Source organism: Duganella rhizosphaerae, from assembly GCF_040364205.1.
In the GTDB taxonomy this organism is placed as follows: domain Bacteria; phylum Pseudomonadota; class Gammaproteobacteria; order Burkholderiales; family Burkholderiaceae_D; genus Rugamonas; species Rugamonas rhizosphaerae.
This window is the reverse complement of the sequence record NZ_BPWK01000005.1, coordinates 193,748-218,070: the sequence shown is the minus strand read 5'-3', so window position 1 is coordinate 218,070 and position 24,323 is coordinate 193,748. Positions and strand designations below refer to the sequence as shown.

The window sequence follows — 24,323 nt, the reverse complement described above, 5'->3', positions numbered from 1 at the left end:
TTGTAGTTAATATTTTCTTTCGGAGAGACCTCATGACGCAGTCCACCATCAATCTGCCGGCAGGCATGGAAATCACGGGCGAGATCAAGCCTGGCTACGAAAACATCCTGACCACCGAGGCACTGTCGCTGGTGGTCAAGCTGACCCGCGAGTTCGAAGCTCGCCGTCAACAACTGCTGGCCGTGCGCGTCGAGCGCGCCAAGCGCCTGGACGCCGGCGAGCGTCCCGACTTCCTGGCCGAGACCGCGCACATCCGCGCCGGCGACTGGAAGATCGCGCCGATTCCGAAGGCGCTGGAATGCCGCCGCGTGGAAATCACCGGCCCGGTCGAGCGCAAGATGGTCATCAACGCCTTCAACTCGGGCGCCGACAGCTACATGACCGACTTCGAAGATTCGAACACGCCGAACTGGGACAACCAGATCACCGGCCAGATCAATATGTTCGACGCCGTGCGCCGCACCATTTCGCTGGAGCAGAACGGCAAGTCCTACAAGCTGAACGACAAGATCGCCACGCTGGTGGTGCGCCCGCGCGGCTGGCACCTGGACGAGAAGCATGTGCTGGTCGACGGCAAGCGCATCTCCGGCGGCATCTTCGACTTCGCGCTGTTCATGTTCCACAACGCCAAAGAGCAGCTGGCGCGCGGCGCCGGTCCTTACTTCTACCTGCCGAAGATGGAATCGCACCTGGAAGCGCGCGTGTGGAACGACATCTTCGTGATGACGCAAAACGAACTGGGCCTGCCGCAGGGCACGATCAAGGCCACCGTGCTGATCGAAACCATCCTGGCCGCCTTCGAGATGGATGAGATCCTGTACGAACTGCGCGAGCACAGCTCGGGCCTGAACGCCGGCCGTTGGGACTACATCTTCTCGTGCATCAAGAAGTTCAAGCTGGACAAGGATTTCTGCCTGGCCGACCGCGCCAAGGTGACGATGACCGCGCCGTTCATGCGCGCCTACGCCTTGCTGCTGTTGAAGACCTGCCACAAGCGCAACGCGCCGGCGATCGGCGGCATGGCCGCGCTGATTCCGATCAAGAACGATCCGGAGAAAAACGAAGTCGCCATGGGCGGCGTGCGCAACGACAAGGCGCGCGACGCCACCGACGGCTACGACGGCGGCTGGGTCGCCCACCCGGGCCTGGTGGAACTGGCGATGACCGAGTTCACCAAGGTGTTGGGCGACAAGCCTAACCAGATCGACAAGCAACGTCCGGACATCGACGTGAGCGCCGCGCAACTGCTGGACTTCAAGCCGGAAGCGCCGATCACCGAAGCGGGCCTGCGCTACAACATCAACGTCGGCATCCACTACCTGGGCAGCTGGCTGGCCGGTAACGGTTGCGTGCCTATCCACAACCTGATGGAAGATGCGGCCACGGCGGAAATCAGCCGTTCGCAAGTGTGGCAGTGGATCCGTTCGGACAAGGGCGTGCTGGAAGGCGGCCGCAAAGTGACCGCCGACATGGTGCGCGCGATGATCAAGGAAGAACTGGTCAAAGTGCAGCGCGATGCGCCGGGCGGCGACGGTCCGACCTACGTGCGCGCCGGTCACATTTTCGAAGAGATGTCGACCTCGACCGAGTTCGCGGAGTTCCTGACGCTGCCACTGTACGAAGAGATCTAAGAAACCGATCTAAGAAAAACCAACGGCCCGCAAGGGCCGTTTTTCATCAGAAGTCGTTTTTCCACAAGCGCAGCGCGGTGAAGGTGGCCAGCGGCGTATCGATGCGGTCCAGCCGTCCGGCCTGCACCAATTGTTCGGCGATGGCCGGTTCGCGGTAGCGCAGGAAGGGATTGGTCGCCTTTTCCACGCCTATCGTGCTCGGCACCGTCGGCAGGTTGTGCTCGCGCTTGTCGGTCTCCACTTTCACCCGTTCCTGCAAGGCCACGTTGTCCGGCTCTACCACGCGCGCGAAGCGCAGGTTCGATAGCGTATATTCGTGGGCGCAGTAGACCTTGGTATCATCTGGCAGTGCGGCCAGTTTGCCCAGTGAGCTGATCATCTGGGCCGGCGTGCCTTCGAACAGGCGGCCGCAGCCGCCGGCAAACAGCGTGTCGCCGCAGAACAGCCAGGTCGGCGCGTCGGCGGACGCTTCGCGCACGTAGGCGATGTGGCCCATGGTGTGGCCGGGTACGTCGAGCACCGACAGCCGCAGCGGCAGGCCGGGCACGTCGAACACCTTGCCTTCGCCGACCGGCAAAGTGACCGCGGCAATGGTCTCGTTGCGCGGACCATAAACGGGAACCTGATAATGCTGTAATAATTCAGGGACGCCGCCAATATGGTCAGCATGGTGATGGGTGAGTAGAATGGCGGTGAGCTTGAGCCCGTTCGCTTCGAGCGCAGCCCGAATGGGCTTGGCGTCACCGGGGTCGACGGCGACGGCGTGGACGCCGTCATGGATCAGCCACAGATAGTTGTCGTGGAACGCGGGAACCGTCAGAACGCTGAGTGCTTGAGTAGATGAATTGGTCATTGGATCGCAAAAAGGCTAGGCATGGACAAGGCAGGATCTGAGAAATCCATTATAGCGCTGGAAGGCTGGCTGCAAACGCCCGCCGGTGTGTACTTGCGTGAGTGGGAACAAACCTGTCTCGATAATTTAACAGCTGATATCTTCGGATACAACGCGGTGCAGATCGGCATGCCTCAAATCGATGCACTGGCCGCCAACCGCATGCCGTACAAGCTGCTGGTCGACCGCAAAGTGCGCGCCGTCACCGATGCCGGACAGCGACCGGTTTCGTTGACGCTCGATTGCACCGAGCTGCCGTTCGCTTCGCAATCAATTGATCTGGTGGTGCTGCCGCATGTGCTGGAATTTTCCACCGATCCGCACCAGGTGTTGCGCGAGGTCGAGCGGGTGCTGATCCCGGAAGGGCAGGTCATCATCTGCGGCTTCAACCCGGCCAGCCTGTGGGGCGCGCGCCACGTGCTGCGGCGCGTCGGCGGCACCTCCTTCCTGCCGCGCACGGAGGAGCTGATCTCTATGCCGCGCATGAAAGACTGGTTAAAATTATTGAATATGGGCGCCAGCCAGAGTCACTTCGGTTGCTATGCGCCGGCCTGCCGCACAGAAAAGTGGCTGCATCGCTACGCATTCATGGATAATGCCGGGCCGCGCTGGTGGCCGTACTTGGGCGGCGTCTATATCGTGCAGGCGATCAAGCGCGTGAAAGGCATGCATTTGATCGGTCCGGCTTGGACCAAAAAAACGGCGTCGGCCCCCGCGGTCGTGCCGGCAACAAATAAAAGGCGGGAACAGCAGGATGGATAAGGTTGAAATTTTTACGGATGGCGCGTGCAAGGGTAATCCAGGCCTCGGCGGCTGGGGCGCGTTCCTGGTGGCCGAGGGCGCCGAGAAGGAAATTTGCGGCGGCACCCGCGACACCACCAATAACCGCATGGAATTGCAGGCGGTGATCGAAGCGTTGAACGCGCTCAAGCGTCCATGCATGGTCACGCTGCACACCGACAGCCAGTATGTGCAAAAAGGTATCAGCGAATGGATACACGGCTGGAAGGCGCGCGGCTGGAAGACGGCGGCCAGGGAGCCGGTCAAGAACGAAGACCTGTGGCGCGCGCTGGACGCCGCGCAAGCCATGCACACCGTCGAATGGCGCTGGGTGCGCGGCCACAACGGCCATCCGGGCAACGAACGGGCCGACATGCTGGCCAATCGCGGCGTCGAACTGGCACGCGGCCGTTGAGCGGCGCCGGCCTGTTATACTCTTCCGTTCAGATGTAGCCACCACAGAACACTATGCGCCAAATCGTACTCGATACCGAAACCACCGGTATCAACCCCAAGCTGGGCAACCGCGTCATCGAGATCGGTTGCGTCGAGCTGAACAACCGCATGCTGACGGGGAATAACTTCCACGTCTACATCAATCCGGAACGCGAGTCGGAAGAGGGCGCGCTGAACGTCCACGGCCTGACCACGGAGTTCCTGAGCGATAAGCCGAAATTCCACCAGATCGTCGAAGATCTGCGCGCCTACATCCAGGGCGCCGAGGTCATCATTCACAACGCGCCGTTCGATCTGGGTTTCCTGAATCACGAATTCAAGCTGTTGAACCTGCCTGACTTTTCCAGCCACATCGGCGGCGTGATCGACACGCTGGTGCAGGCCAAGGAACTGCATCCGGGCAAGCGCAACTCGCTCGACGCGCTGTGCGACCGCTACGGCGTGTCGAACTCGCACCGCAAGCTGCACGGCGCGCTGCTCGATGCGGAATTGCTGGCCGACGTCTACCTGTCGATGACGCGCGGGCAAAACAGCCTGGGCATGGATGCGGAAGAGGAAGTGGTGGCCGGCGCCGAGCTGCTGGAGCCGGTGCCGCTGGCCGACATCATCTTCCTGCCGGCCTCGGACGACGAGCTGGCCGCGCATGCGGCCACCTTGGCCGGGCTAGACAAGGCCGTCAAAGGCCAGTGCATCTGGACCGCGACGGTCACTCCACCGGCCGCCGCGTAAAAGATCGATAGAATTTTCGCCTATGGCCTTCCCCTGCGGGCAGGTTGTATGCGATAATTCGCCCCGCTTCGGGAGGTTAGCTCAGGGGTAGAGCACTGCATTCACACTGCAGGGGTCGCAAGTTCGAAACTTGCACTTCCCACCAGAATTCAGTAAGAAAATCAAAGGCCTGCGTCAATCTGACGCGGGCCTTTTTTCTTGCTGGCATGAAGAGTACGGAAAAGTACGGAGATTTTTTCCTGTTTGTATTCTTCGGCAACGTGTGCGCTATCCAGTGGATTGTTCGGTTGTATTCCCAATCACCAATCACCCGCGCTTTTCGCTTCCGATCCTCCTGGCATTGAAAGATTCCTTTAATATGGCCATTCACATTAAAGCGTTCTTTATCGGGGTAGTCCGGATGAGATGGCGATTTAAATGCAGCGAACCGCCAGCAGGATGCTGATACCCGCCACAGCAGATCGAGACCGGACAAGATGACATGAAAGACGGCTGGTGCGTCATCGTGTTGGACACCGGCACCACCACGCGTATGCCGATACTCCGCGTCAGGATCAGAGTTTTATCGGACGCGCTTGTCGCGCGCGCGTGGCCATCATCTGGCGTCGGCGCCGCGAACGGCAGTGCCGATGTCAATCGGCCAAAAATGCGAGACGCTCGTCCCATTTGCCGGGTGCGATCTCAAGGATCTCGGCACTGACAATGTTTTCAACGACGAATGGGTCGGCATTGACGCGCTCCTGCAGCGCAGCCAGCGAACTGTCGACGGCGAGGATGGCGCCGCCCGCACCAGGTTTAATGCTGCCTACGAGCAGGAACTTACCGTCGTCGATGCCACGCTTGATCCATTCATTGTGCGCCAGCATGAAGTCGGACGCGCGGCTCTTGTTATCGGAAAATTTGAGAAGGACGACAAACATAGAATGCTCCGTTAGTAATGTAGCGTGGTTGATCGTAGTAAAACCATTGTAAATATATCAAATATTGGTTGAGTTTTGTACAGCGATACTCATGCAGCGCATTACGCATACTTGCCCTTTCGGGTGATCGATACGTTAGTAGTCAGCAGGCCCACGACAGTGCTCCGCTGTCGAGGAGCGGCGGTTCCTGGTTCACGGCGCTGGATGATGAGCATTCTTTTAAACGGAGGAATTCGGTACGTGTACAAGCGACTTCATTGGGTGCTTGCTCGGTTAGGGGATCTGATCGCGGGGCGCAATGAAGCCGTGCGCCTGCCCGATTTGCCGGTGTACCGTGCGGACGGCCCCATCCCGAAACAGGATCGCGTCGTCCATCCGTTCCGGGAGATCGATGGCCGCGCCGGCTACTACCTGGCGGCGAACTACCGCTACGGTGAGGTGGCCGAGCTCGCATGGTTGCGGTATGACAACCGCGCTGATCCGCTGGAAGTAAAGCACGGCCAGTATGGCTGGCGCACACGGCTCGATCACGCCAGCATGGTGCTGCGGCTGGGTTACGGCGGGGAAGCGCGGGCGCAGCTGATGCGTGGCGATACCTTGATGGGCGCGACCGCGGTCGCGCTTGATTTCCGGGCGTGGTTTGCGCTCATCAGCCGGCAGCTTGGCCCGGGAACTCTGGCGTTGCGCTATGACCGCTTCCGCACCGGTGAGCACGACATTTTGCCGGAGGACGCTAATTCGGAGCGTGGCCGTGCGCTGGCGCAAGCCTACAGCATCAATGTGTCGGATGCGGTGGCGGTGGTGGCCGAGCTGACGGCCATCGACAGCACGCGGGACGCGCGCTTGCTGTTGGGGGAAGGCCGCCGGCAGATCGAGCGCAGCCTGGCCGCCTCGGTTCGATGGCGGTTTTGAGCGGACGCCGCCGGTACCATAGCCCGCAGGCCTTGCAATGCTCGATTGCCGCATGGGAGGCGCCGTCCAGCAGCTCAATGCAGCATCCCGTACTGCACCACATAGGCGCCGGCGCCGGCAAGATAGCCGATCAGGGCGAGTCCGCTCATCTTGCGCAAGTACCAGATAAACTGGATTTTCTCCAGGCTCATCGCGGCCACGCCGGCCGCCGAACCGATGATCAGGATCGATCCGCCGGTGCCGGCGCAATAGGCGATGAAATGCCACAGGAAGTGATCGGTTGGGAACTGCGCCATGCTGTACATGCCCATCGAGGCCGCCACCAGCGGCACGTTGTCGACGATCGCGCTCAGCAAGCCCAGCATGACGACGATGACGTCCTGGCGGCCGATGACGCGGTCCAGCCATATGGCCAGCGACTGCAGGATATGAGTATGTTCGAGCGTGGCCACCGCCAGCAGGATGCCGATGAAGAACACAATGGCGCCCATGTCGATCCGCTGCAGCGCGCTGGTCAGCGACAAGGCTTCCTTGCGCTCGACATCCTTGTTCCGGTGGATCAACTCGCCCGCCAGCCACAGCAAACCGAGGCCGAACAGGATGCCCATGAAGGGCGGCAGGTGCGTCACCGTCTTGAACACCGGCACGGCCACCAGTATGCCGATACCCAGCGTCAGCATCAGCGTCTTTTCGGACGCGCTGGTCGCGTGGACGTCGCCGCCGCTTGGCACTGGGGCCGTAAAGGTGCGGCCGCGCAATACAAAAGCCGAGATCGCTAATGGCACGATCATGTTGACCAGCGACGGAATCAGCAGCGACAGCACAATGCCGGTGCTGGACACCTGACCGCCGATCCACAACATGGTGGTGGTGACGTCGCCGATCGGCGACCAGGCGCCGCCCGCGTTGGCCGCCAGCACGATCATGCCGGCGAAGTAGAGCCGGTCCTCGGCCTTGTCGAGCAGCTTCTTCGACAGCGAAATCATGACGATGGCAGTGGTCAAATTGTCGAGCACGGCGCTGAGGAAGAAGGCGACCAGGCCGACCAGCCACATCAGCGACGTCAGTCTGGTGGTCTTGATGCGTGACGTGATGACCTCGAAGCCGTGATGGGAGTCGATCACCTCGACGATGGCCATGGCGCCCATCAGGAAGAAGACGATCTGGGCGGTCGCCACCACCGTCTCGTCGAGCTTTTCCGCGACCAGCTGCGGTTCAGCGCCGCCCAAGGCGTAGATGGTCCACAGCAGGCCGGCGCCGACCAGGGCCGAGGCGGACTTGTTGACGCCGATCGGGTGCTCCAGCGCGATGGCGGCATAGGCGATGACGAAGACGACTATCAGTGACATGAGCATTTTTTATTTTCCACGGATGAAAGTGACCGGCTTGCGCTGGTCTGACAACGGGCGGCCCATCCCGGCGAATGCGGTGAATGGCTTGATATATTGGCGAGGAAGGCGAGGCGGGGCGGCCGGAATCGCTGTTCTGGAACCGGCCCGGCAACAGCAGGGGTGATGTTTGGCATGCATGGACGTGGCTTAACCGCGTGGCGGCCCGACCATCGCACATCCTGTCGCGCCGTGCGGCGCGATCACCCTTTGTTGCACTTTAGCATATATTGCGCATTCTTCCAATGCGCCCGGAGCGGGCAGCGGCCCGCCATTTAACGGTCGTCGTCGCCGCTCGCAGCCGGCGCGGCGTCGCGCGGCGCAAGAGCGCTTGCGTTGACCAGCTGCTGTTGCGCCAGCACCGTGTACAACGGCGCGCTGATCACGTGGGAGACGGTACGGGCCACCATCGCGCAGGCCATCAGGCTGAGCACCATCGCGTGGCCGTCGACCATTTCCATGACGATGATGAAGGAGGTCAGCGGCGCCTGGGTGGCGGCGGCCAGGAAGCCGACCATGCCCAGCGCGATCAAGGCCGTCGTATGCGGCGAGTGCAGCAACTGCGCGATATCGTTGCCGAGCGCGGCGCCGATCGCGAGCGAGGGCGCGAAGATCCCGGCCGGCACGCCCGACCAGGTGGTGAGCCAGGTGGCGACAAACTTCAGCAGCAGGAACAGCGCCGGCATGCTTTCCCTGCCGGCCACCATGTCGCGTGTGTGGCTGTAGCCGCTGCCGAAGGTGGCGCCGGCCGACACCACCCCGATCACCGCCACCAGCAGGCCGCACAGCGCGGCAAACAGCACCGGCCGGGCGCGCCGCAGGCGCGACAGCGCGTCGCCGGCGTGGCCGCCCAGCGACGCCTGCAGCAAGCGCGAGAACAGTCCGCCGGCCAGGCCGCTGGCCAGCGCTACCAGCGCGCCGGGCAGCAGCAGCGACAGGTCGATGCCGCTGGCGTGAATGATGCCGAAGTAGGTGGCGTTGCCGTAGACCGAGACAGCGATCAGCCCGGCCAGCACGATGGCCGACATCAGCAGGCCGCTGCTGCGCTGTTCCGGCGTGCGCGACAGTTCCTCGATGGCGAACATGACCCCGGCCAGCGGCGTGTTGAACGCCGCTGCGATGCCGGCCGCGCCGCCGGCCACCAGCAGGCCGTGGGTGCTGACCGACGAGCGCTCCGGCAGCCAGCTGCGCACCGTCAGCATGATGCCGGCGGCCACCTGCACCGACGGTCCTTCGCGCCCGAGCGACAGGCCGGCCAGCAAGCCCCAGGTGGTCAACCCGACCTTCGCCAGGCTGAGCTTGAACGAGACCAGCCGTCCGGTCGCCTGGGGCGGCGCCAGCGGGTCCAGCGCCGCCATCACCTGCGGTATCCCCGAGCCGGCGGCGGCGCTGAAGTGGCGCCGTGTGATCCAGACGATGGCGGCCGTGCACAGCGGGGTCCACAGCAGCGCCAGCCACGGTTTGACGTGGAACGCCTGCATGAACAGCGACAGCGCCTGTTCGCCCAGCCAGGTGAATCCGGTGACCGCCAGCCCGGCGGCCACGGCCGCCGCCATCACCAGCGCGCGGGTGGCCCAGATCCGCCAATTGCGAAATTCCCGGTTGAACGCCGCGGCGGTATTGTGTTTGTTTATCATGTCAGGAGGGGGGGGGCTAAAAAAAAATCCTCGCCGGTACGAGGATCAAGGCCTTTGCAGGCGCTGCTGAATACGTCGCTGAAAACTACATTTGTACAAATATACTTTGGTGCAATATAATTTGTCAAATGTACCCATCAACAATTTCAATCCGTTGTGCGCGCCGGCGGCGCGGCATCGCCGGGCTGTTGTTTTGCCTGAGCGCGACCCGCCTGTGGGCGGCGACGCCGCCCGGGGCCGGCGCCGATCTGCCGCCGGCGGTTCGATCATTTGCCACCTTGGCGCATGGCCGGCCGGTGTTCTGCGATCAACAGGACAGCGCGCCGCCCGCCGCTTGGCTGGTCATGCCGGCCCAATGCGCATGGCGGGGCAGGCTGGTCATGCACCGCTGGGTGGCGGACGCCCCCGGCGTGTCGTCCTGCCTGAGCGCGCCGGCAAATTGGTGGCACTGGCGTGCCGCCCTGGCCGGTGCGACGCCCTGGCCGATCTGGAAGGCCCGCTGGCGCCGCCAAGGCTGGGCGCCGCCAGGCGAGGATGGTGACGGTGCCCGGCGCCTGGTGTTGCTGGCCCAGGCCGGTGATGGCGGCTGGGTTGCCACCGAGTGGCGCTGGACACCGCCCGAACGCGCCGCGACGCGCGCCTGGGAGCAACAGCGCTGGCAAGACCTGCGGCGCGACGTGCTCGCGGCTAGCGACGCGCAAGAGGACGCCGTCGCCTCGCCGTTGCAGGAGCTGTGGCGGCGCCATGTGCGCGGCCGGCCGGCCGAGCGGGTCGGGCCGGCGCTGGTGTGGCAGGGCGAGCATCAATGCCTGCGCCTGCTGGAGGCGGATCAGCGCGACGATCCGGCCATGCCCCTGCCTTTCGCGCGCGAGGACAGCCGGCTGGAACAGCGGGCCGCGATCCAGGTGCAGCTGGCGCGCGCCGCACCGGGCGCGACCTGGCCGGCGCCGTTCCATTTGATGCTGCCGTCCGTGCCGCAGCAGCGCAGCGCCACCTATGCCGCGATCGCCCGGCGCGGGCAAATGCTGGTGGGCCGGCTGTGGCTGCAGGGAAAAACCGGCCAGGCGCCGCTGCGCGCGCGGTTGGAAGTGGGGTTGATGGCGCCCGCCGGCTCGGCGGCTGAGACCAGGGCAGTATCGCTGCTCGACCGCGAGATGGCGGCGCTGGCGGCGCTATGGACGGCCGATCATGAACGCTGAACTGATCCCGTGGCCGTTGTGGCTCGCTTCGCCGTTGGCGCTGCTGGGCGCGGGACTGCTGCTGGCGCAGATGCTCGGCCTGGCGCTGGAGTCGCGCGGCCTGCCGAAGTTGTACGGGGCGGTGATCGCCGGCCTGGCGCTCGGCGTGAGCGGCCTGGGCCTGATCGACACCGCCGTGGCCACGCAATTCCAGGAATTGTTCAACGCCGCCACCGCCCTGGTACTGTTCGAGTTCGGCCGCAAGATGGACCTGGCCTGGCTGTGGCGCAGCCGGCGCCAGGGCGCGAGCCTGCTGCTGGCCTGCGTGCTGCGCGGCGCAGTCGCCTGCGCGCTGCTGGTGGTGTGCGGGATTAGCTGGAGCGAGGCCGGCTTCATGGCGGCCATGTTGATCGCCTCCAGCCCGATCATTTACGCGTCGATGGTCTCCGACGCCGACGCCAGCGGCGTGACCGTGTTTGCCGGCGCCAATTTTGTCGGCCTGGGCAACGTCGTGGCGTTGCTGGTGCTGGTGCCGACGCTGGCGTGGCTGAAGTCGCGCGACGGCGGCGTACTGACCAGCTACGGCGCCGAATTGGCGCAACAGCTGGGCCGGCTGGGCGGCGGAGTCGCGATCGCGCTGCTGTGCTACGGCTTGTACGCGCTGGCGACACGCTTCAGCCGGGCGCGCGCGCGCATGCGGCCGGGCATGTTGCTGGCTGCGCTGCTGATGGACCTGGGCCTGTGTTCGGTCAGCGCCGCCAGCGCGCTGCTGTCGCTGTTGTTGATGGGGGTGTTGCTGCGCAACGCAGAAAAACGCGATAATGTTTTTCAGGCCGAGCTGCGCACCGGCCAGGACATCGGCTACGCGCTGCTGTTCATGATGTCGTCGTCGCTGGTGCAGCTGCAGCAGTTGCTGCACTGGCAGGCGCTGGGTGTGGCGCTGCTGCTGTTTGCGGCGCGCATCGCGGTGACCCGCGTCGCGCTGGCGCCGGCGCCGGCCTGGAGCCGGCCCAAGAAGAACGCCCTGGCGGTATCGATGTGCTCGCTGGTGAGTTTCGGCGCCCTGATGGTGGACAATTCGATGGTCGGCTATCCCGGCCTGAGCGAAGGCGCCAGCCAGATCATGGCGGCGTTGTTGGCGCTCAATGTGCTGGTCGCGCCGGGACTGACGTGGTTTGGACTGCGGCTCGCCGGCGAACAGCACGAGGAGGATACGCATGGCTGATCAAGCAATGGCCGACGCGCAGGCGGCGGCGGTGGCAGGGCAGGGGCCGGCCTATCTGCCGCCGTTCAGCCAATCACGCCTGGGTACGATGGGAATCGAGCTCGAGTTGATGGTGCTGGACCGCCTGACGTTCGACCTGCTGCCGGCGGCGCCGGATATTTTGCGTCTGCTGGACCGCCAGGACAAGCGCTGGATCGCCACGCCGGAAATCACCACCTCGATGCTGGAGGTGGCCAGCTCGGTGCTGGAAAACTACCAGCAGGCCGCGGCCGAACTGGAGGAAATCCGGCGCAGCGTGGAACAGGCGGCGTTCGCGGTCGGCGCCGTGATCGCCGGCGGCGGCGCCCATCCGTTCCAGCGCTGGAGCGATCAGCGCATCTATCCGAAGGACCGCTATCGCGCCTCGGCCAGGAAGTTCGGCTACCTGGCCAAGTTGTTTACCGTGTTCGGCATGCATGTCCATGTGGGCGTGCCGAGCGGCGACGAGGCGATCCGGCTGTGCGCCTGGCTCACCCAGCGCGCGCCGCTGTTCATCGCGCTGTCGGCCAATTCGCCTTGCTGGCAGGGCGAGAATTCAGGCTTTTGCAGCGCGCGCAGCAACGTGGTCGGGGCGTTTCCGATGAGCGGCACCATGCCGGCCCACATCCGCAGCTGGAGCCAGTTTGAGCGGCATTTCGACCGCCTAGCCGGCCTGGGCATCGTCGGCAGCATCAAGGACTTTTATTGGGACGTGCGGCCCAAGCCGGAATTCGGCACCATCGAGCTGCGCGTGCTGGACACGCCGCTGCATCCTTCCTACGCGGCCGCGCTGGCCTGCTACGCGCGCGCGCTGTGCATCGAGGCCTATCGCCAGCCCGGCCGCTGGCCCACCGACGACGGCCCCGAGCTGTACACCTGGAACCGCTTCAACGCCGCGCGCGACGGCATCGACGGCGTCTGGATCGATCCCGAGAGCGGGCGCTCATGCACCATCGCCGAGGTGATCAACGCCGACATGGCCCGGCTGGCGCCGAAGTCCGACGATCCCGGCTTCGGCAGCGCGCGCACCCAGATCGAGCAGTTGCTGCGCGACGGTGGCCAGGCGCGCTGGCTCACGCGGCAACTGGCCGCCGGCTACGGCATGAACGACCTGGCCCGCCACGCAAGCGAGGTGTTCAGCCAGCGGGCGGTCGATCTGCGCGATTTTTCGGGGGGCGGGCCATGACGTCGATGCCGCTGCCCGACGATCTGCGGCGTTTCATTCTGACCAGCGTGGCGTCGGTGCCACACCTGGAGGCCTTGCTGCTGCTGCGCTCCATGCCCGAGCAAGAGTGGGATAGCGCCGTCGTCGCGCAGCGGCTTTACGTGGCCGAGCGGGCGGCGCGCAAGCTGCTTGACGAGCTCTGCAAGATTGGCGCGCTGGCCAGCAGCAAGACGCACGACAGCGTCACTTATCGTTACTGGCCGCGCCGTCCCGAGCTGGCGGCCATGATCGACCGCCTGGCGCTGGCCTATGCGTCAAATCTGGTCGCCATCGCGGGGCTGATACATTCCAAAACCGATAGGCAAGCCCAGCAATTTGTGGACGCCTTCACCTGGCGAAAGGACGTTTGACATGGCGCAAACCATCTATGGACTCTGCACGCTCACCTCGCTGGCCTGCGCGTGGATGCTGCTCACCAGCTACCGGCGCAACGGGGTCCGCTTGCTGTTCTGGAGCGGCCTGTGCTTCATCGGCATGTCGGTCAACAATGTTCTGCTGGTGCTCGACAAGCTGGTGTTTCTGCAAGTGGACCTGTTGCCCCTGCGGTTGGCCAGCGCCCTGGTGGCGCTGCTGCTGCTGCTGTACGGCCTGATTTACGAGAACAAGTGAGGCAACCATGATCAATTTCCTGACCGGCGCCATTGCCATGGCCTCCTGCGTGATCGCCTTGTTCTTTTTACGTTTCTGGCGCAGTTCCGGGCAACGTTTCTTTCTGTATTTCGCCCTCTCGTTCCTGGTGGAGGCGGGGCACAGGATCTATTCGGCCTGGGATGGCGAAGCTCACGAGGATTCGCCATACCACTATCTGGTGCGGCTGCTTTCTTATGGCCTGATTCTGTGGGCCATACTGGAAAAAAACTGGCCGCAACGCGGCGCAGGCGATTGACCGCTGCTTCGGCGCGCAAGACGGCGGGGCTGGCTCTTTTCGACTATCATTCGGTCATGCAATCCAACAATCCAACCGAAAAGAAGTTTGCCGTTCAAACCGGTGCTGCCGAATCTTCATCTTCCACCAGAGTGCTGAGGCAATTTCGTGTCGTTTTCAACGCGGTCAAGACCCATTTTCGCAATGTCGAGAAGACCGCTGGTATCGGCGGCTCCCAGCTGTGGGCGCTCAGTGTGGTCCAGCAACGGCCCGGCATCAGCGTCGGCGAGCTGGCCCGCGCGCTCGACGTGCACCAGACGACGGCCAGCAATCTGCTCAAGAGCCTGGCGGCTCAGGGATTGATCGCGATGGACCGGAACGGAGCCGACCGGCGCGCCGTTACCGTCACCTTGTTGCCTGCGGGGGAAGTACGTCTCGACAGCGCCCCGGCGCCCTTTGCCGGCGTTCTGCCCGATGCGCTGGCGACTTTGGACGCCGGGACGCTGGCACGCATGGAGCACGACTTGAACATCCTCATTACGGCGCTTGAAGCAGGCACCGCTGGCGCCGACATACCGCTGGCAGACTTGTAGCGCATTCCTGCTGCTCGACGTGTTGCCGGTGAAAATTTGGAGGCGAGTACGGAGTCAACCGGAATTCAGGAGGAAAATCAAAGGCCTGCGTCAATTCTATGCGGGCCTTTTTTCTTGTTGGCATGAAGAGTACGGAAAAGTTCGGATGATTTTTCCTGTTTGTATTCTTCGCCAACGCCTGTGCTACGCAATAGATAGTTCGGTCGTATTGCCATCACTAGTGAAGGCATGCGGCACTTTCTTGTTCGTGTATCCGCACGTTCCCGTATGATCATCGCGCGGCCGCCGCCCTCAGGCGCCGTTCCAATTCTGCCGCCGAAATCGCGCCCGCGTGCACGCTGCCATCGGCAAACAAGAGCGTAGGCGTCGCCCGCACGTGCAAGTGATCGGCAAGGATGCGCAAGGAATCGACCGGCGCGCTGCAGCCAGCCACAGCGGCAGTCACTTCATGCGCCTGGAACCAGCGGGCCAGCGCGCGGGCCGGGTCGGGTGCGCACCAGATCCGGTCCGCCTTGGTCCGCGAGTCGGGGTTGAGCACACCCAGCAGGAAGGTGAAGACCACCACATCGCCGGACTGGCCCAGCGTCTGGTGCAACGCGCGGCAGTAGGGACAATATGCGTCTTCAAACACCACCACGGCGCGGCTGCCGGCACCAACCTGGGTGCGGATCGCCTGCGGCAGGGGAAGGCTTGCAAAATCATCCGCCGGGTCGATGCCCGCGGCTCGTACCGGCGACAGCAGCAGGGGCAGGCAGGCGCACAGCGCCAGGGTGTACAGTTTCATTGTCGTCTATCCTGTTGGCCCCGCCTTGGGGGAAGTGGTTTGGTCGCCGCGCGCCAGCCATTCCTGACAGCGTCGCGAGCGCCCGCGTGAACGTTTCTGCTATAGTCGGCAGCTGCCATACCGGCGGGCGCGTCCGGTGGATCCTGGATCGAAAACGATTTTTCAGAACGACATAGCATGGACCGACTCTATTTGATGACCGTTTTCGTCGCCGTCGGCGAGGAAGCAAGCTTCGCCGGCGGGGCGCGCCGGCTGGGCATATCGGCCCCCGCGGCCACGCGCGCGATTGCCGCGCTCGAAACCCGGCTCGGTGTCAAGCTGCTGAACCGGAACACGCGCTTTGTGCGGGTCACCGAAGCGGGACAACGCTATCTCGACGATGCGCGCCGCATCATCGCCGAGGCCGACGCCGCCGACGAGGCGGCGGCGGGCATCAGCGCCGAACCGCGCGGCCACCTGGCCGTCACGGCGCCGGTCCTGTTCGGGAAGATGTTCATCCTGCCCGGCATCTTGGAGTACTTGCGGCGCCATCCGGGCATGGAGGTGTCCGCCGTGTTCCTGGACCGGGTGGTCAATCTGCTCGAAGAGGGCTTCGATGCCGGGGTGCGCATCGGCGAATTGCCGGACTCCGGCATGAACGCGGTCCGGGTCGGTGAAGTGCGGCGCGTCGTCTGCGCGGCGCCGGCCTATCTGGAACAGCACGGCACGCCGCGCACGCCGGCCGAGCTGGCGCAGCACACCGTGGTCGCCGCGACCGGCGTGACGCCGGGCGTCGAATGGAAATTCGCGCTCGACGGCGCGCTGGCTGGGGTCCGGATCAAGCCGCGCCTGACGGTCAATACCAACGACGCGGCCATGGAGGCCGCACGCGACGGCTACGGCTTGACGCGCCTGATGTCCTATCAGGCGGCGGCCCTGCTTGCCTCGGGCGCGCTGGTGACCGTGCTCGACGAGTTCGAGCCGCCGCGTCTGCCCATCCATATCATCCACCGCGAGGGGCGCCACGCTTCGGCCAAGCTGCGCAGCTTCGTCGATCTGATGGTCAGCCGCCTGCGCGGCGACCCGTCGATTTATTGAGAGCGGGGGCGACAGCGCCGGCGCCCGGCGCTGTCGGCCTGCTTACAGATCGGCAGGCTTTTTGCTGGCGATGGTCTTCCAGTTCGCATCGGCGGTCTTGATGCGGCCGGGAATGTCGGCCGACCACAGGCCGCGGATCTTGCTGTCCAGGTTCAGGTACAGCTTGCCTTCGACGATGTCATACACATCCGGATCGGCCACGAACTTCTTGCCGATGGAGGCGCCGAACGCGCAGTAGCCGCCGTACTGCGGCAGGAACTTGGAAGGCGAGGCTTCGAACATCTTCTTGTTGTCGTCGCTGGCAAACAGATAGGTCACGCCGTCCACCATGGCCACGTGGTGGCCGTTGCCGCGCTGTGGTTTTTCCTGGGTGAAGTAGGAGGTCAAGTCATAGCCGGCGGCGCCGACCACGTTGTCGCGTGGCGTTTCGGCCTTGGCCGCAGTCATGCCGGCAAAGGCAAGTACAAACGCGGCAGCGCTCAGCAAGGATTTCAGAATGTTCATGTGGTACTCCTGTGGTTGGGGGAAAGACGCCAATATAAGTCCGGCGCCGCGCCAGGGGAATGCGCGTACGGCGCAATAGACTATTCCGCAGGCGACAATACTCCCCGGCTGAGCGTTGGCGGCGGCTCAGTGCAGCATCCCGTACTGCACAACGCAGGCGCGCGGATTGTTGCGCTTGGGGTCAGTTCCTGCGCTTGGGGTCAGTTCCGGCAAGGTGCCATTTGGCGGGTTTGCCGGAACTTCGGTATCAGCATTCACACCGCCAGCACTTTCCAGGCGCTACCAGCGCATGGTCGGGATAAAATCCGCAAACGCGCGCAGCGGCGCTGGCAGATAGCGCCGGCCTGGATAGTACAGCGAGGGACCGTTAAAGGCTGGCCACCAGCGCTCCAGCACCGGCTCCAACTCACCGCGCGCCATGTACGGCTTCAGCCAGTCTTCAAACAGATACACCAGGCCGCTGCCGGCCAACGCCGCATCCACCTTCAAGTCGGCGCCGGCGCCCAGATTGACGATCAACGGGCCGGCCGGCTTGATGACGACTTTCTTGCCTTTGTGCTCGAATTCCCAATCCGGCATGGCGCCGCTGGAAAAGCGCCCGCGCAAGCAGCTATGTTTCAGCAGGTCTTCCGGCCGCTTGGGCAGGCCGTGCTGCCGCAGATAGTCTGGCGACGCTGCCAGCGCAAAACGTTGCCGGCGCGGTCCAATCGGAATCGCCACCATATCCAGCTCCATGTGTTCTTCGTAGCGGACGCCGGCATCGCAGCCGGAGCGCTGCAGATCGACAAAGCTGTCATCGACGATGATCTCCAGGCAGATGTCCGGATACGCGGCGATAAACGGCGGAATGATGCGCGGCAGGATCAGTTTCGATACGCTGAGCGGCACGTTGAGCCGCAATCTGCCAGCCGGACGGTCGCGAAAACCGTTCACCACATCCAGCGCCGATTCGACCGCGCCCAGCGCCGGCATCAGTTGCTCCAGCAAGCGCTGGCCGGCGTCGGTGGTGGCCACGCTGCGGGTGGTGCGGTTCAGCAGGCGCACGCCTAGGCCGGCCTCCAGCCGTCGCACCGCTTCGCTCAGTTGTGACGCGCTATTGCCCGTCATGCGCGCGGCGCCGCGAAAGCCGCCGTGTTTGGCGACCGCGACGAAGGCGCCGATATCCTGCAGATCAGCCATCGGTTATTGTCCTGTATTCGGCACAAGTTGTGCCATTGCGAGGTATTGTCGCACAAAGTTTTCGCGCCTAGACTGTGTTCACCAACCCATCCTTCAGGAGCATATTTTGAACACCTTTCAACTCGGCGATCTGGCTGTCAACCGCATGGGCTATGGCGCCATGCAGCTTACGGGCCCGCACGTCTTTGGCCCACCCAAGAACCGCGAAGAAGCGCTGGCGGTGCTGCGGGAGCTGGTTGCGCTGGGCATCAATCACATCGACACCAGCGACTTCTACGGCCCCCATGTCACTAACCAGCTGATCCGCGAAGCGCTGCATCCTTACGCGGACGATCTGGTGATCGTCACCAAGATCGGCGCCTCGCGCGGCGCCGACGCCTCCTGGCTGCCGGCCCAATCGCCGAAGGCGCTGGAAGCAGCGGTGCATGACAACCTGCGCAACCTGGGCCTGGAACGACTGGATGTGGTGAACATGCGTCTCATGTTTGACGTCATGGGGCCGGCGGAAGGCGACATCGAAGCCCAGATCACCGCACTGGCGGAACTGCGGCAACGCGGCCTGATACGTCACATTGGCTTGAGCAATGCGACCGTGCAGCAAGTGAGGCAGGCGCGCGGCATCGCCCCGATTGTCTGTGTGCAGAATCAATACAACCTGGTCCACCGCCACGACGACGCACTGATCGACGAGCTGGCAAAAGACGGCATCGCCTATGTGCCGTTTTTCCCGCTTGGTGGATTCTCGCCGCTGCAATCGGCTATCCTGTCCGAGGTCGCCGCGCAGCTGGGCGCCACGCCCATGCAGACAGCGCTGGCCTGGCTGCTGCAACGTTCGCAGAACATCCTGCTGATTCCCGGCACCTCATCCGTCGCCCACCTGCGTCAAAATGCCGCCGCTGCCGATCTGACACTGCCGCCGGACGCCGTCCGTCAGCTGGATGGCATCATCACGCCGGCATAACTGCCGACGTCGACAAGAAGTTGACACTGTGGGAGTGATATGATTGAGGCAATAGCTGCTTGTCAATTATCCCAGGAGCCTCAAATGAAACGTGTCACCGGCATAGGCGGTGTGTTCTTCAAATCTCCCGACCCCAAGGCGCTGACCGAGTGGTATCGGGTCCATCTCGGTCTGGAGGTTAGCCAATGGGGCGGCGTGGCGTTCCGCTGGTCCGGCCCGGATAATCCCAGCGGCACCGGCACCACGGCGTGGAATGCTTTCAAGGCCGACACCGATTACTTCGCTCCCAGCACGGCCAGTTTCATGATCAACTATCGGGTCGCCGACCTGCATGGCCTGTTGGCCGCGCTGCGGGCCGAAGGCTGCCAGGTCCTGGACAAGGTCGACGAATCGGAGTACGGCAAGTTCGGCTGGGTGGTGGACCCCGACGGCAACAAGGTCGAATTGTGGGAACCGCCGGAAGGCAAGTGATCCTCAGCGCACGTGCGAGGGCGGGCAGCCGAAGCGCTCGCGGAACCGCAACGAAAAGCGCGCGTGCGCCTGGTAGCCGCAGGCTTCGGCAACCAGCGGGATGCTCCATCCGGTGGTTTGCAGCAGGCCCATGGCGTGGTGCATGCGCACCTCCAGCAGCAGGGTTTCAAAACGCAGATGCTGGGCCGCCAGGCGCCGCCTGAGGGTGGCCTCGCTCATCGCCAACGCCCGGCCGGCCTTGGCGGCGGTCCACTGCTGGCCGGGCGCGTCGCTCAGCAGGCTGGTGAGCAGATCGCCGATGTTCTGGCTGGCGGGGCGCGCAAACACGATGCCGCGTTCCGCCAGGGCCAGCAGCAAGCCGACCAGCCTGTGCATCAGCACCCGTTCGCTGACGCCCGCAGCGTCCACACTACGGATGCAGTGATCCAAACTGTCCGCCAGATCGTCATCGAGAGGCGTTGCCCGCCATGAGGCTACCGGTGCAGGGGGAAGCTGGTCCTGGTCATAGCGCTTGTAAAATTCGCGCAGCACTTCCGGTGCAATGGCGAGCAACAGCGAACGAAACCTCAACTCATCGCCGCCAGGCAGCTTGACCAGGTCCGCGCAGACGTTCTGGGCCACCGCCATCAATGCGGACGGTCCTTCCACCAGCGCTTGCGCCTCGCCGGTATCCAGGCTGAGGCTGCCCGATTTGACCAGCACGATGGTCGCCTCCATGAAGCGGAAGCGACTGGCGCGCTGCGGCTGCCGCAGGCATGGCTGCGCCAGCATGCACAGGCCGCGCCGGGCGATCGGCATGCCGGAGGGCGCGGTCCACTGGCCGTTGTCCATCGTCAGAGCAGCTTGGGATTGAGCGTGTAGGTGCCGGTGAGGGTGGCTTCGCCCAGCACATGGCCGGCGATCGCGCCGCGGATGGCCGCACCGTCCAGCGGCAGGTCTTGCGGCAGCGCCGGGATGTCGAGCGCATACAGCGTGAAGACGTAATGGTGCAGCAGGCTATCGTTCCACGGTGGGCAAGGACCGTCGTAGCCGTAGTAGTTGCCGCTCATCTGGGCGTCGCCGGCGAACCAGTTGCTGTAGTCGTTGATGCCGTGCTTCATGCCGTCCGCCGCCTCGGGCCCGGACTTGCCGCGCGGCGTGACGCCGTCGCTGTGGCTGCCGGCGGCGATGGCGCGCGTGGCGCCCGGGATGTCGAGCAGCAGCCAGTGGAAGAAGTCGACGCGCGGCAGGCTGGCCGGGACTTCACGGCCTTCCTGGTTGACGTCGTCGCCGCGGCTCGGCACGTCGGGATCGTGGCAGATCAGCACGAACGACAGGGTGCCGGCCGGCACCTCGTCCCACGCCAGTTGCGGGTTGCGATTGGTGGACAGGGTGATGTGGGTGTCCGGGGCGATGACGGCAAAGGCGAACTCGCCAGGGATGGGCTGGTGGTTGGAAAAACTGGTGCTGGTCAGTTTCATGGCTGGGAGATCTTCTATAAAAGTTGAAGGAAGTGACGAAATTATAGAGGGCTATGCACGTCCGTGAGTGACCAATCCAGTCAAATTTTGCGCTATTCCGATCAATATGACGGCTTTGGTGTGGGTTGCTCCTGGTCGTTGGCTGCCGGTGCCGTGAGCCTTTCCTCGATGCCAGAAACTTGATCTCAGTCAAATCTTTTATTGATTTGAATCAGTATTCTTGTAGAAATCAGCTCTCTGCGAGGCATTGCCATGACCCACCACCAGCCACTGCTGTATTCACCGTCCGCCGGCGGCGCGTCGTGCGACTTTTCCTGCCCCGCGACTAACGTCCAGCAAGGCCCGGCGCCACCGCAGCGCGCCGCGGCCGCCGGGGTTTGCCACAGCTTTGCCTGCGCCGTGCTGGACGCCGTGCGCGAGCAGATCGCCGTGCTGGGCGCGGACGGCACCATCCTGGCCGTCAACGGCGCGTGGCGCCAGGTCGCCGCCACGCGGAGCCGGCCGGGACGGCCGACCCTGGCCACCGACATCGGCCGCAACTACCTGACGCTGTGCCGCGAGGCCGTCGGCCTCGGGGCCGAAGGCGCGGCCGAAGCCGAGGTCGGCATCAGCGCCGTGCTGGCCGGTGAGCGCGATCAATTCCAGATGGAATACCCCTGCCATACGCCGACCGAACAGCGCTGGTTCCGCATGGCGGTGTCGCCTATGGCCTATGGCTGGCCGGGCGCGGTGGTGGCGCACGAGGACATCACCGAGCGTTATCAGGCCGAGGCCGACCTGCGCGTGGCCGCCACCGCCTTCGAATCGAACGAGGGCATGATGGTCACCGACAGCCGCGGGATCATCCTCAAGGTCAACCAGGCCTTCACCCGCATCACCGGCTATCCGATGGACGAGGCGGTGGGGCGCACACCGCGCATGCTCAGCTCCGGCCGCCACGACGCCGAATTCTACCGGGCGATGTGGGCCGAAATCGGCGAACACGGCAGCTGGTCCGGCGAAATCTGGAACCGCCGCAAGAACGGCGAGGTCTATCCCGAATACCTGAGCATCACCTCGGTGCGCGACGGCAGTGGCCGCATCTGCAACTACGTCGCGGCGCTGACCGACGTCACCCAGAGCAAGGCCGCCAGCGACGAGATCCGCAGCCTGGCGTTCTACGATCCGCTGACCGGCCTGCCCAACCGCCGCCTGCTGCTGGAGCGCTTGCGCCAGGTGCTCGACGCCAGCAAGCTGCACGACCGGTACGGCGCGCTGATGTTCATCGACCTCGACAACTTCAAGACGCTCAACGATACGCTCGGCCACAGCGTCGGCGACCTGCTGCTGCAACAGGTGGCCGAGCGCTTGCAGGAATGCCTGCGGCAAGGCGACACCGTGGCCCGCCTGGGCGGCGATGAATTCGTCGTGCTGCTGGAGGGGCTGGGCTGCAACGAGCCGGCGGCGGCGGCCCAGGCCGAGCAACTCGGCTCGAAGATCCTGGCCGGGCTGAATCGTCCGTACCTGCTGGGCAGCCATCTGTGCCACAGCACGCCGAGCATGGGCGCGACCTTGTTCCAGGGCGGCTGGCCGGCCCATCCGGAGGAATTGCTGATGCAGGCCGACATCGCCATGTACCAGGCCAAGCAGGCGGGCCGCAACGGCATGCGTTTCTTCGACCAGAAAATGCAGGACAAGATCAGCACCCGGGCCCGGCTGGAGGAGGCGTTGCGGCGGGCGATCGCTGAGCAGCGCTTCGCACTGTACTACCAACCCCAGGTCGACGAGCAGGGACAGGTGGTCGGCGCGGAAGCGCTGATACGCTGGCCCCAGGCGGACGGTAGCCTCATGTCGCCGGCCCGCTTCATTCCGGTGGCGGAAGAAGCCAGCCTGATCCTGCCGATCGGCCAGTGGGTGATGGATACGGCTTGCGCCCAGCTGCGGCAATGGCAAGACCAGCCGCACATGGCGCAGCTGGTGATGGCGGTGAATGTCAGCGCGGCGCAGATCCATCAACGGGATTTTTTCGAGCAGGTGCAAGCGCTGATTCGGCGCCACGGCGTCGACCCGTCGCGCCTGAAGCTGGAGCTGACCGAGGGCCTGCTGCTGGAGAATATCGAGCAGATCATCGTCACGATGGAGCGGCTGCGCAAGATCGGTGTGCACTTCTCGCTGGACGACTTCGGCACCGGCTACTCCTCGCTGCAATATCTGCGGCGCTTGCCGCTGAGCCAGCTGAAGATCGACCGTTCCTTCGTCAACGAGCTGGCCAGCAACAGCAACGACCAGGCCATCGTAACGACCATCATCGCCATGTCGCGCAGCCTGGGCCTGGACGTGATTGCGGAAGGCGTGGAAAGCTTCGAGCAGCGCGGCCTGCTGGAGCAGCTGGGCTGTCATCGCTACCAGGGTTTTTTGTTCAGCCAGGCAGTGCCGGCCGAGCAGTTGCAGCAATGGCTGGCCGCCCGCCAGCCGCCGCTGGGTTTAATTTGATCTGGATCATGGATTTAGTCGCTGCGCGCGCCCATAGTCTTTGTTGGCGGCGCATCGTGCGCCGGCCCGATCGACCACGAGGATACTATGGACAATACCGGTTGGACCCCGGACATGGCGCTGGGCATACCGCTGTTCGACGAAGCGCACGAGGCGCTGGCGGAACAGATCAAACTGCTGTCGCACTGCAAGGACGAGGACTTCAGCGCCGGCCTGGCGCAACTGATCGAATGCCTGGAGGATGATTTCCGCCACGAGGAAGCGCTGATGGAGGCGATCGACTACCCGGCGCTGCGCAGCCATCGCGAGCAGCACGCCCGCGTGCTGGCCACTTTGCATCAGCTGGAAGCGGGGGAAATCAAGAGCGGCCGGGCGGCTGTCGGCCTGGTGCTGCCGTGGTTCCACGCCCACCTGGCCACGGCCGACACCGCGCTCGCCATCGCACTGCAAGTGAGCGGCCTCGATCTCGCCGAAGCGGCCAAGGCAGGCTAGCGCCGCCCCTACGGGTGCTGCACGGCGCGGCGGCCGAGCAGCACGTGCAGCACGAACAGCAGGGCGGTGGCAAGGCCCACCACCCAATGCACCGACGACCACACGGGCCGGTCGCTCTCGCCCGCCAGGTAGTACAGGCCGAAGCCGCTGGCGGTCAGCGCCAGCATGGCGGCGATCATGCTCCAGCCGGTGCGCAGGTTGCGGGCGGCCTTGATCGCGCGGCGGATATGCGCGTTCATCAGGCTGCCGAGGAAGAACAGCATCACCATCGCGGCGGCGCCGTGCAGCTTCATCGACCACGGTTCGAGCGGGTTGATGGTTTCGCCGAATTGCCCGACGGGGCGGAAGAAATAGCGCGCCAGCAGCCAGGCGGCGCCGCTGAGCAGCAGGGCGGCAAAGCTGGCGTAGATGCAGCGGCGGTGCCAGCGCTCGACGCGCAGGTTGACGTGGGGACGGTGACGGTGTGTATGCATC

General features: G+C 64.3%; 27 protein-coding genes and 1 tRNA gene. 18 read left to right on the top strand and 10 right to left on the bottom strand.

Going from position 1 to position 24,323, the window contains the following annotated elements:
• Window positions 1-32: 32 nt before the first annotated feature.
• A complete protein-coding gene (aceB, locus tag RUGAMON1_RS13325) occupies window positions 33-1,631 on the top strand; it encodes a malate synthase A (RefSeq protein WP_445230960.1) in 1,599 nt (532 codons plus the stop codon).
• A 46-nt stretch (window positions 1,632-1,677) separates the two neighbouring features.
• On the opposite strand, the gene gloB is transcribed toward aceB, so the two are convergent.
• Complete coding sequence (gene gloB, locus RUGAMON1_RS13320; protein WP_445230959.1) at window positions 1,678-2,484, bottom strand: hydroxyacylglutathione hydrolase; 807 nt, start codon at window positions 2,482-2,484, stop codon at window positions 1,678-1,680.
• Between the two features lie 21 nt (window positions 2,485-2,505).
• Between gloB and RUGAMON1_RS13315 the strand changes: the two genes are divergently transcribed.
• From RUGAMON1_RS13315 to RUGAMON1_RS13300, 4 genes are all read left to right on the top strand, one after another.
• Window positions 2,506-3,285: a class I SAM-dependent methyltransferase gene (locus RUGAMON1_RS13315; protein ID WP_445230958.1), complete on the top strand. Its 780-nt coding sequence runs from the start codon at window positions 2,506-2,508 to the stop codon at window positions 3,283-3,285.
• Window positions 3,278-3,718 carry a ribonuclease HI gene (gene rnhA, locus RUGAMON1_RS13310; RefSeq protein ID WP_217944627.1) on the top strand — a complete coding sequence of 147 codons (441 nt, stop codon included), beginning with the start codon at window positions 3,278-3,280 and terminating at the stop codon, window positions 3,716-3,718. The genes RUGAMON1_RS13315 and rnhA overlap by 8 nt, the downstream gene beginning before the upstream one ends.
• Window positions 3,719-3,771: 53 nt before the next feature.
• A complete protein-coding gene (dnaQ, locus tag RUGAMON1_RS13305; protein ID WP_445230957.1) occupies window positions 3,772-4,488 on the top strand; it encodes a DNA polymerase III subunit epsilon in 717 nt (238 codons plus the stop codon).
• A gap of 70 nt (window positions 4,489-4,558) precedes the next feature.
• A tRNA-Val gene (locus tag RUGAMON1_RS13300) sits at window positions 4,559-4,633 on the top strand.
• Window positions 4,634-5,120: 487 nt separating this feature from the next.
• Here RUGAMON1_RS13300 and RUGAMON1_RS13295 read toward each other — a convergent pair.
• Window positions 5,121-5,408, bottom strand: coding sequence for a YciI family protein (locus tag RUGAMON1_RS13295; RefSeq protein ID WP_445230956.1), 288 nt, complete (start codon window positions 5,406-5,408; stop codon window positions 5,121-5,123).
• Window positions 5,409-5,612: 204 nt separating this feature from the next.
• Between RUGAMON1_RS13295 and RUGAMON1_RS13290 the strand changes: the two genes are divergently transcribed.
• Entirely contained in the window at window positions 5,613-6,320 is a 708-nt protein-coding gene (locus tag RUGAMON1_RS13290) for a hypothetical protein (RefSeq protein ID WP_445230955.1), read from the top strand.
• 74 nt (window positions 6,321-6,394) lie between these two features.
• On the opposite strand, the gene nhaD is transcribed toward RUGAMON1_RS13290, so the two are convergent.
• On the bottom strand, window positions 6,395-7,669 hold the full coding sequence (nhaD, locus tag RUGAMON1_RS13285; protein WP_445230954.1) for a sodium:proton antiporter NhaD: 1,275 nt from the start codon (window positions 7,667-7,669) through the stop codon (window positions 6,395-6,397).
• Between the two features lie 314 nt (window positions 7,670-7,983).
• Entirely contained in the window at window positions 7,984-9,345 is a 1,362-nt protein-coding gene (locus RUGAMON1_RS13280; RefSeq protein ID WP_445230953.1) for a chloride channel protein, read from the bottom strand.
• A 128-nt stretch (window positions 9,346-9,473) separates the two neighbouring features.
• Here RUGAMON1_RS13280 and RUGAMON1_RS13275 point away from each other — a divergent pair, with 128 nt between their 5' ends.
• From RUGAMON1_RS13275 to RUGAMON1_RS13245, 7 genes are read left to right on the top strand one after another with little or no spacing between them, the layout of a single operon-like run.
• Window positions 9,474-10,544, top strand: a complete 1,071-nt coding sequence (locus RUGAMON1_RS13275) for a hypothetical protein (RefSeq protein ID WP_445230952.1) — start codon at window positions 9,474-9,476, stop codon at window positions 10,542-10,544.
• Window positions 10,534-11,748, top strand: a complete 1,215-nt coding sequence (locus tag RUGAMON1_RS13270) for a cation:proton antiporter domain-containing protein (RefSeq protein WP_445230951.1) — start codon at window positions 10,534-10,536, stop codon at window positions 11,746-11,748. Before RUGAMON1_RS13275 ends, RUGAMON1_RS13270 begins: the two co-directional genes overlap by 11 nt.
• Window positions 11,741-12,952, top strand: coding sequence for a YbdK family carboxylate-amine ligase (locus RUGAMON1_RS13265; RefSeq protein WP_445230950.1), 1,212 nt, complete (start codon window positions 11,741-11,743; stop codon window positions 12,950-12,952). Before RUGAMON1_RS13270 ends, RUGAMON1_RS13265 begins: the two co-directional genes overlap by 8 nt.
• Window positions 12,949-13,341: a hypothetical protein gene (locus tag RUGAMON1_RS13260; RefSeq protein WP_445230949.1), complete on the top strand. Its 393-nt coding sequence runs from the start codon at window positions 12,949-12,951 to the stop codon at window positions 13,339-13,341. Before RUGAMON1_RS13265 ends, RUGAMON1_RS13260 begins: the two co-directional genes overlap by 4 nt.
• Window position 13,342: 1 nt before the next feature.
• Entirely contained in the window at window positions 13,343-13,600 is a 258-nt protein-coding gene (locus RUGAMON1_RS13255; RefSeq protein ID WP_445230948.1) for a DUF5985 family protein, read from the top strand.
• A gap of 7 nt (window positions 13,601-13,607) precedes the next feature.
• The gene (locus RUGAMON1_RS13250; protein ID WP_445230947.1) at window positions 13,608-13,877 is read left to right on the top strand and encodes a DUF5985 family protein; all 270 of its coding nucleotides are present in this window, start codon (window positions 13,608-13,610) and stop codon (window positions 13,875-13,877) included.
• A complete protein-coding gene (locus RUGAMON1_RS13245) occupies window positions 13,874-14,449 on the top strand; it encodes a MarR family winged helix-turn-helix transcriptional regulator (protein WP_445230946.1) in 576 nt (191 codons plus the stop codon). The genes RUGAMON1_RS13250 and RUGAMON1_RS13245 overlap by 4 nt, the downstream gene beginning before the upstream one ends.
• 271 nt (window positions 14,450-14,720) lie before the next feature.
• Here RUGAMON1_RS13245 and RUGAMON1_RS13240 read toward each other — a convergent pair whose 3' ends face one another.
• The gene (locus RUGAMON1_RS13240) at window positions 14,721-15,233 is read right to left on the bottom strand and encodes a DsbC family protein (protein WP_445230945.1); all 513 of its coding nucleotides are present in this window, start codon (window positions 15,231-15,233) and stop codon (window positions 14,721-14,723) included.
• 177 nt (window positions 15,234-15,410) lie between these two features.
• Here RUGAMON1_RS13240 and RUGAMON1_RS13235 point away from each other — a divergent pair, with 177 nt between their 5' ends.
• The gene (locus RUGAMON1_RS13235; protein ID WP_445230944.1) at window positions 15,411-16,310 is read left to right on the top strand and encodes a LysR family transcriptional regulator; all 900 of its coding nucleotides are present in this window, start codon (window positions 15,411-15,413) and stop codon (window positions 16,308-16,310) included.
• A 42-nt stretch (window positions 16,311-16,352) separates the two neighbouring features.
• Here the strand turns inward: RUGAMON1_RS13235 and RUGAMON1_RS13230 are convergent, their stop codons facing one another.
• Both RUGAMON1_RS13230 and RUGAMON1_RS13225 read right to left on the bottom strand, forming a co-directional pair.
• On the bottom strand, window positions 16,353-16,814 hold the full coding sequence (locus RUGAMON1_RS13230) for a YHS domain-containing (seleno)protein (RefSeq protein ID WP_445230943.1): 462 nt from the start codon (window positions 16,812-16,814) through the stop codon (window positions 16,353-16,355).
• Between the two features lie 279 nt (window positions 16,815-17,093).
• Window positions 17,094-17,993, bottom strand: a complete 900-nt coding sequence (locus RUGAMON1_RS13225; RefSeq protein ID WP_445230942.1) for a LysR substrate-binding domain-containing protein — start codon at window positions 17,991-17,993, stop codon at window positions 17,094-17,096.
• 106 nt (window positions 17,994-18,099) lie between these two features.
• On the opposite strand from RUGAMON1_RS13225, the gene RUGAMON1_RS13220 reads away from it, so the two are divergent.
• Together RUGAMON1_RS13220 and RUGAMON1_RS13215 are read left to right on the top strand one after the other, a co-directional pair.
• The gene (locus tag RUGAMON1_RS13220; protein ID WP_445230941.1) at window positions 18,100-18,954 is read left to right on the top strand and encodes an aldo/keto reductase family oxidoreductase; all 855 of its coding nucleotides are present in this window, start codon (window positions 18,100-18,102) and stop codon (window positions 18,952-18,954) included.
• An 84-nt stretch (window positions 18,955-19,038) separates the two neighbouring features.
• Window positions 19,039-19,425 (top strand): VOC family protein, encoded by a 387-nt coding sequence (locus RUGAMON1_RS13215; protein WP_445230940.1) that lies wholly within the window; start codon window positions 19,039-19,041, stop codon window positions 19,423-19,425.
• A gap of 3 nt (window positions 19,426-19,428) precedes the next feature.
• On the opposite strand, the gene RUGAMON1_RS13210 is transcribed toward RUGAMON1_RS13215, so the two are convergent.
• On the bottom strand, window positions 19,429-20,256 hold the full coding sequence (locus tag RUGAMON1_RS13210; protein WP_445230939.1) for a helix-turn-helix transcriptional regulator: 828 nt from the start codon (window positions 20,254-20,256) through the stop codon (window positions 19,429-19,431).
• 2 nt (window positions 20,257-20,258) lie between these two features.
• Complete coding sequence (locus RUGAMON1_RS13205) at window positions 20,259-20,885, bottom strand: YbhB/YbcL family Raf kinase inhibitor-like protein (protein WP_445230938.1); 627 nt, start codon at window positions 20,883-20,885, stop codon at window positions 20,259-20,261.
• Window positions 20,886-21,137: 252 nt separating this feature from the next.
• On the opposite strand from RUGAMON1_RS13205, the gene RUGAMON1_RS13200 reads away from it, so the two are divergent.
• Together RUGAMON1_RS13200 and RUGAMON1_RS13195 are read left to right on the top strand one after the other, a co-directional pair.
• Entirely contained in the window at window positions 21,138-23,357 is a 2,220-nt protein-coding gene (locus RUGAMON1_RS13200) for a putative bifunctional diguanylate cyclase/phosphodiesterase (RefSeq protein WP_445230937.1), read from the top strand.
• An 87-nt stretch (window positions 23,358-23,444) separates the two neighbouring features.
• Window positions 23,445-23,849 (top strand): bacteriohemerythrin, encoded by a 405-nt coding sequence (locus tag RUGAMON1_RS13195; RefSeq protein WP_445230936.1) that lies wholly within the window; start codon window positions 23,445-23,447, stop codon window positions 23,847-23,849.
• An 8-nt stretch (window positions 23,850-23,857) separates the two neighbouring features.
• Here the strand turns inward: RUGAMON1_RS13195 and RUGAMON1_RS13190 are convergent, their stop codons facing one another.
• A complete protein-coding gene (locus RUGAMON1_RS13190) occupies window positions 23,858-24,322 on the bottom strand; it encodes a DUF4405 domain-containing protein (RefSeq protein WP_445230935.1) in 465 nt (154 codons plus the stop codon).
• Window position 24,323: the final 1 nt, after the last annotated feature.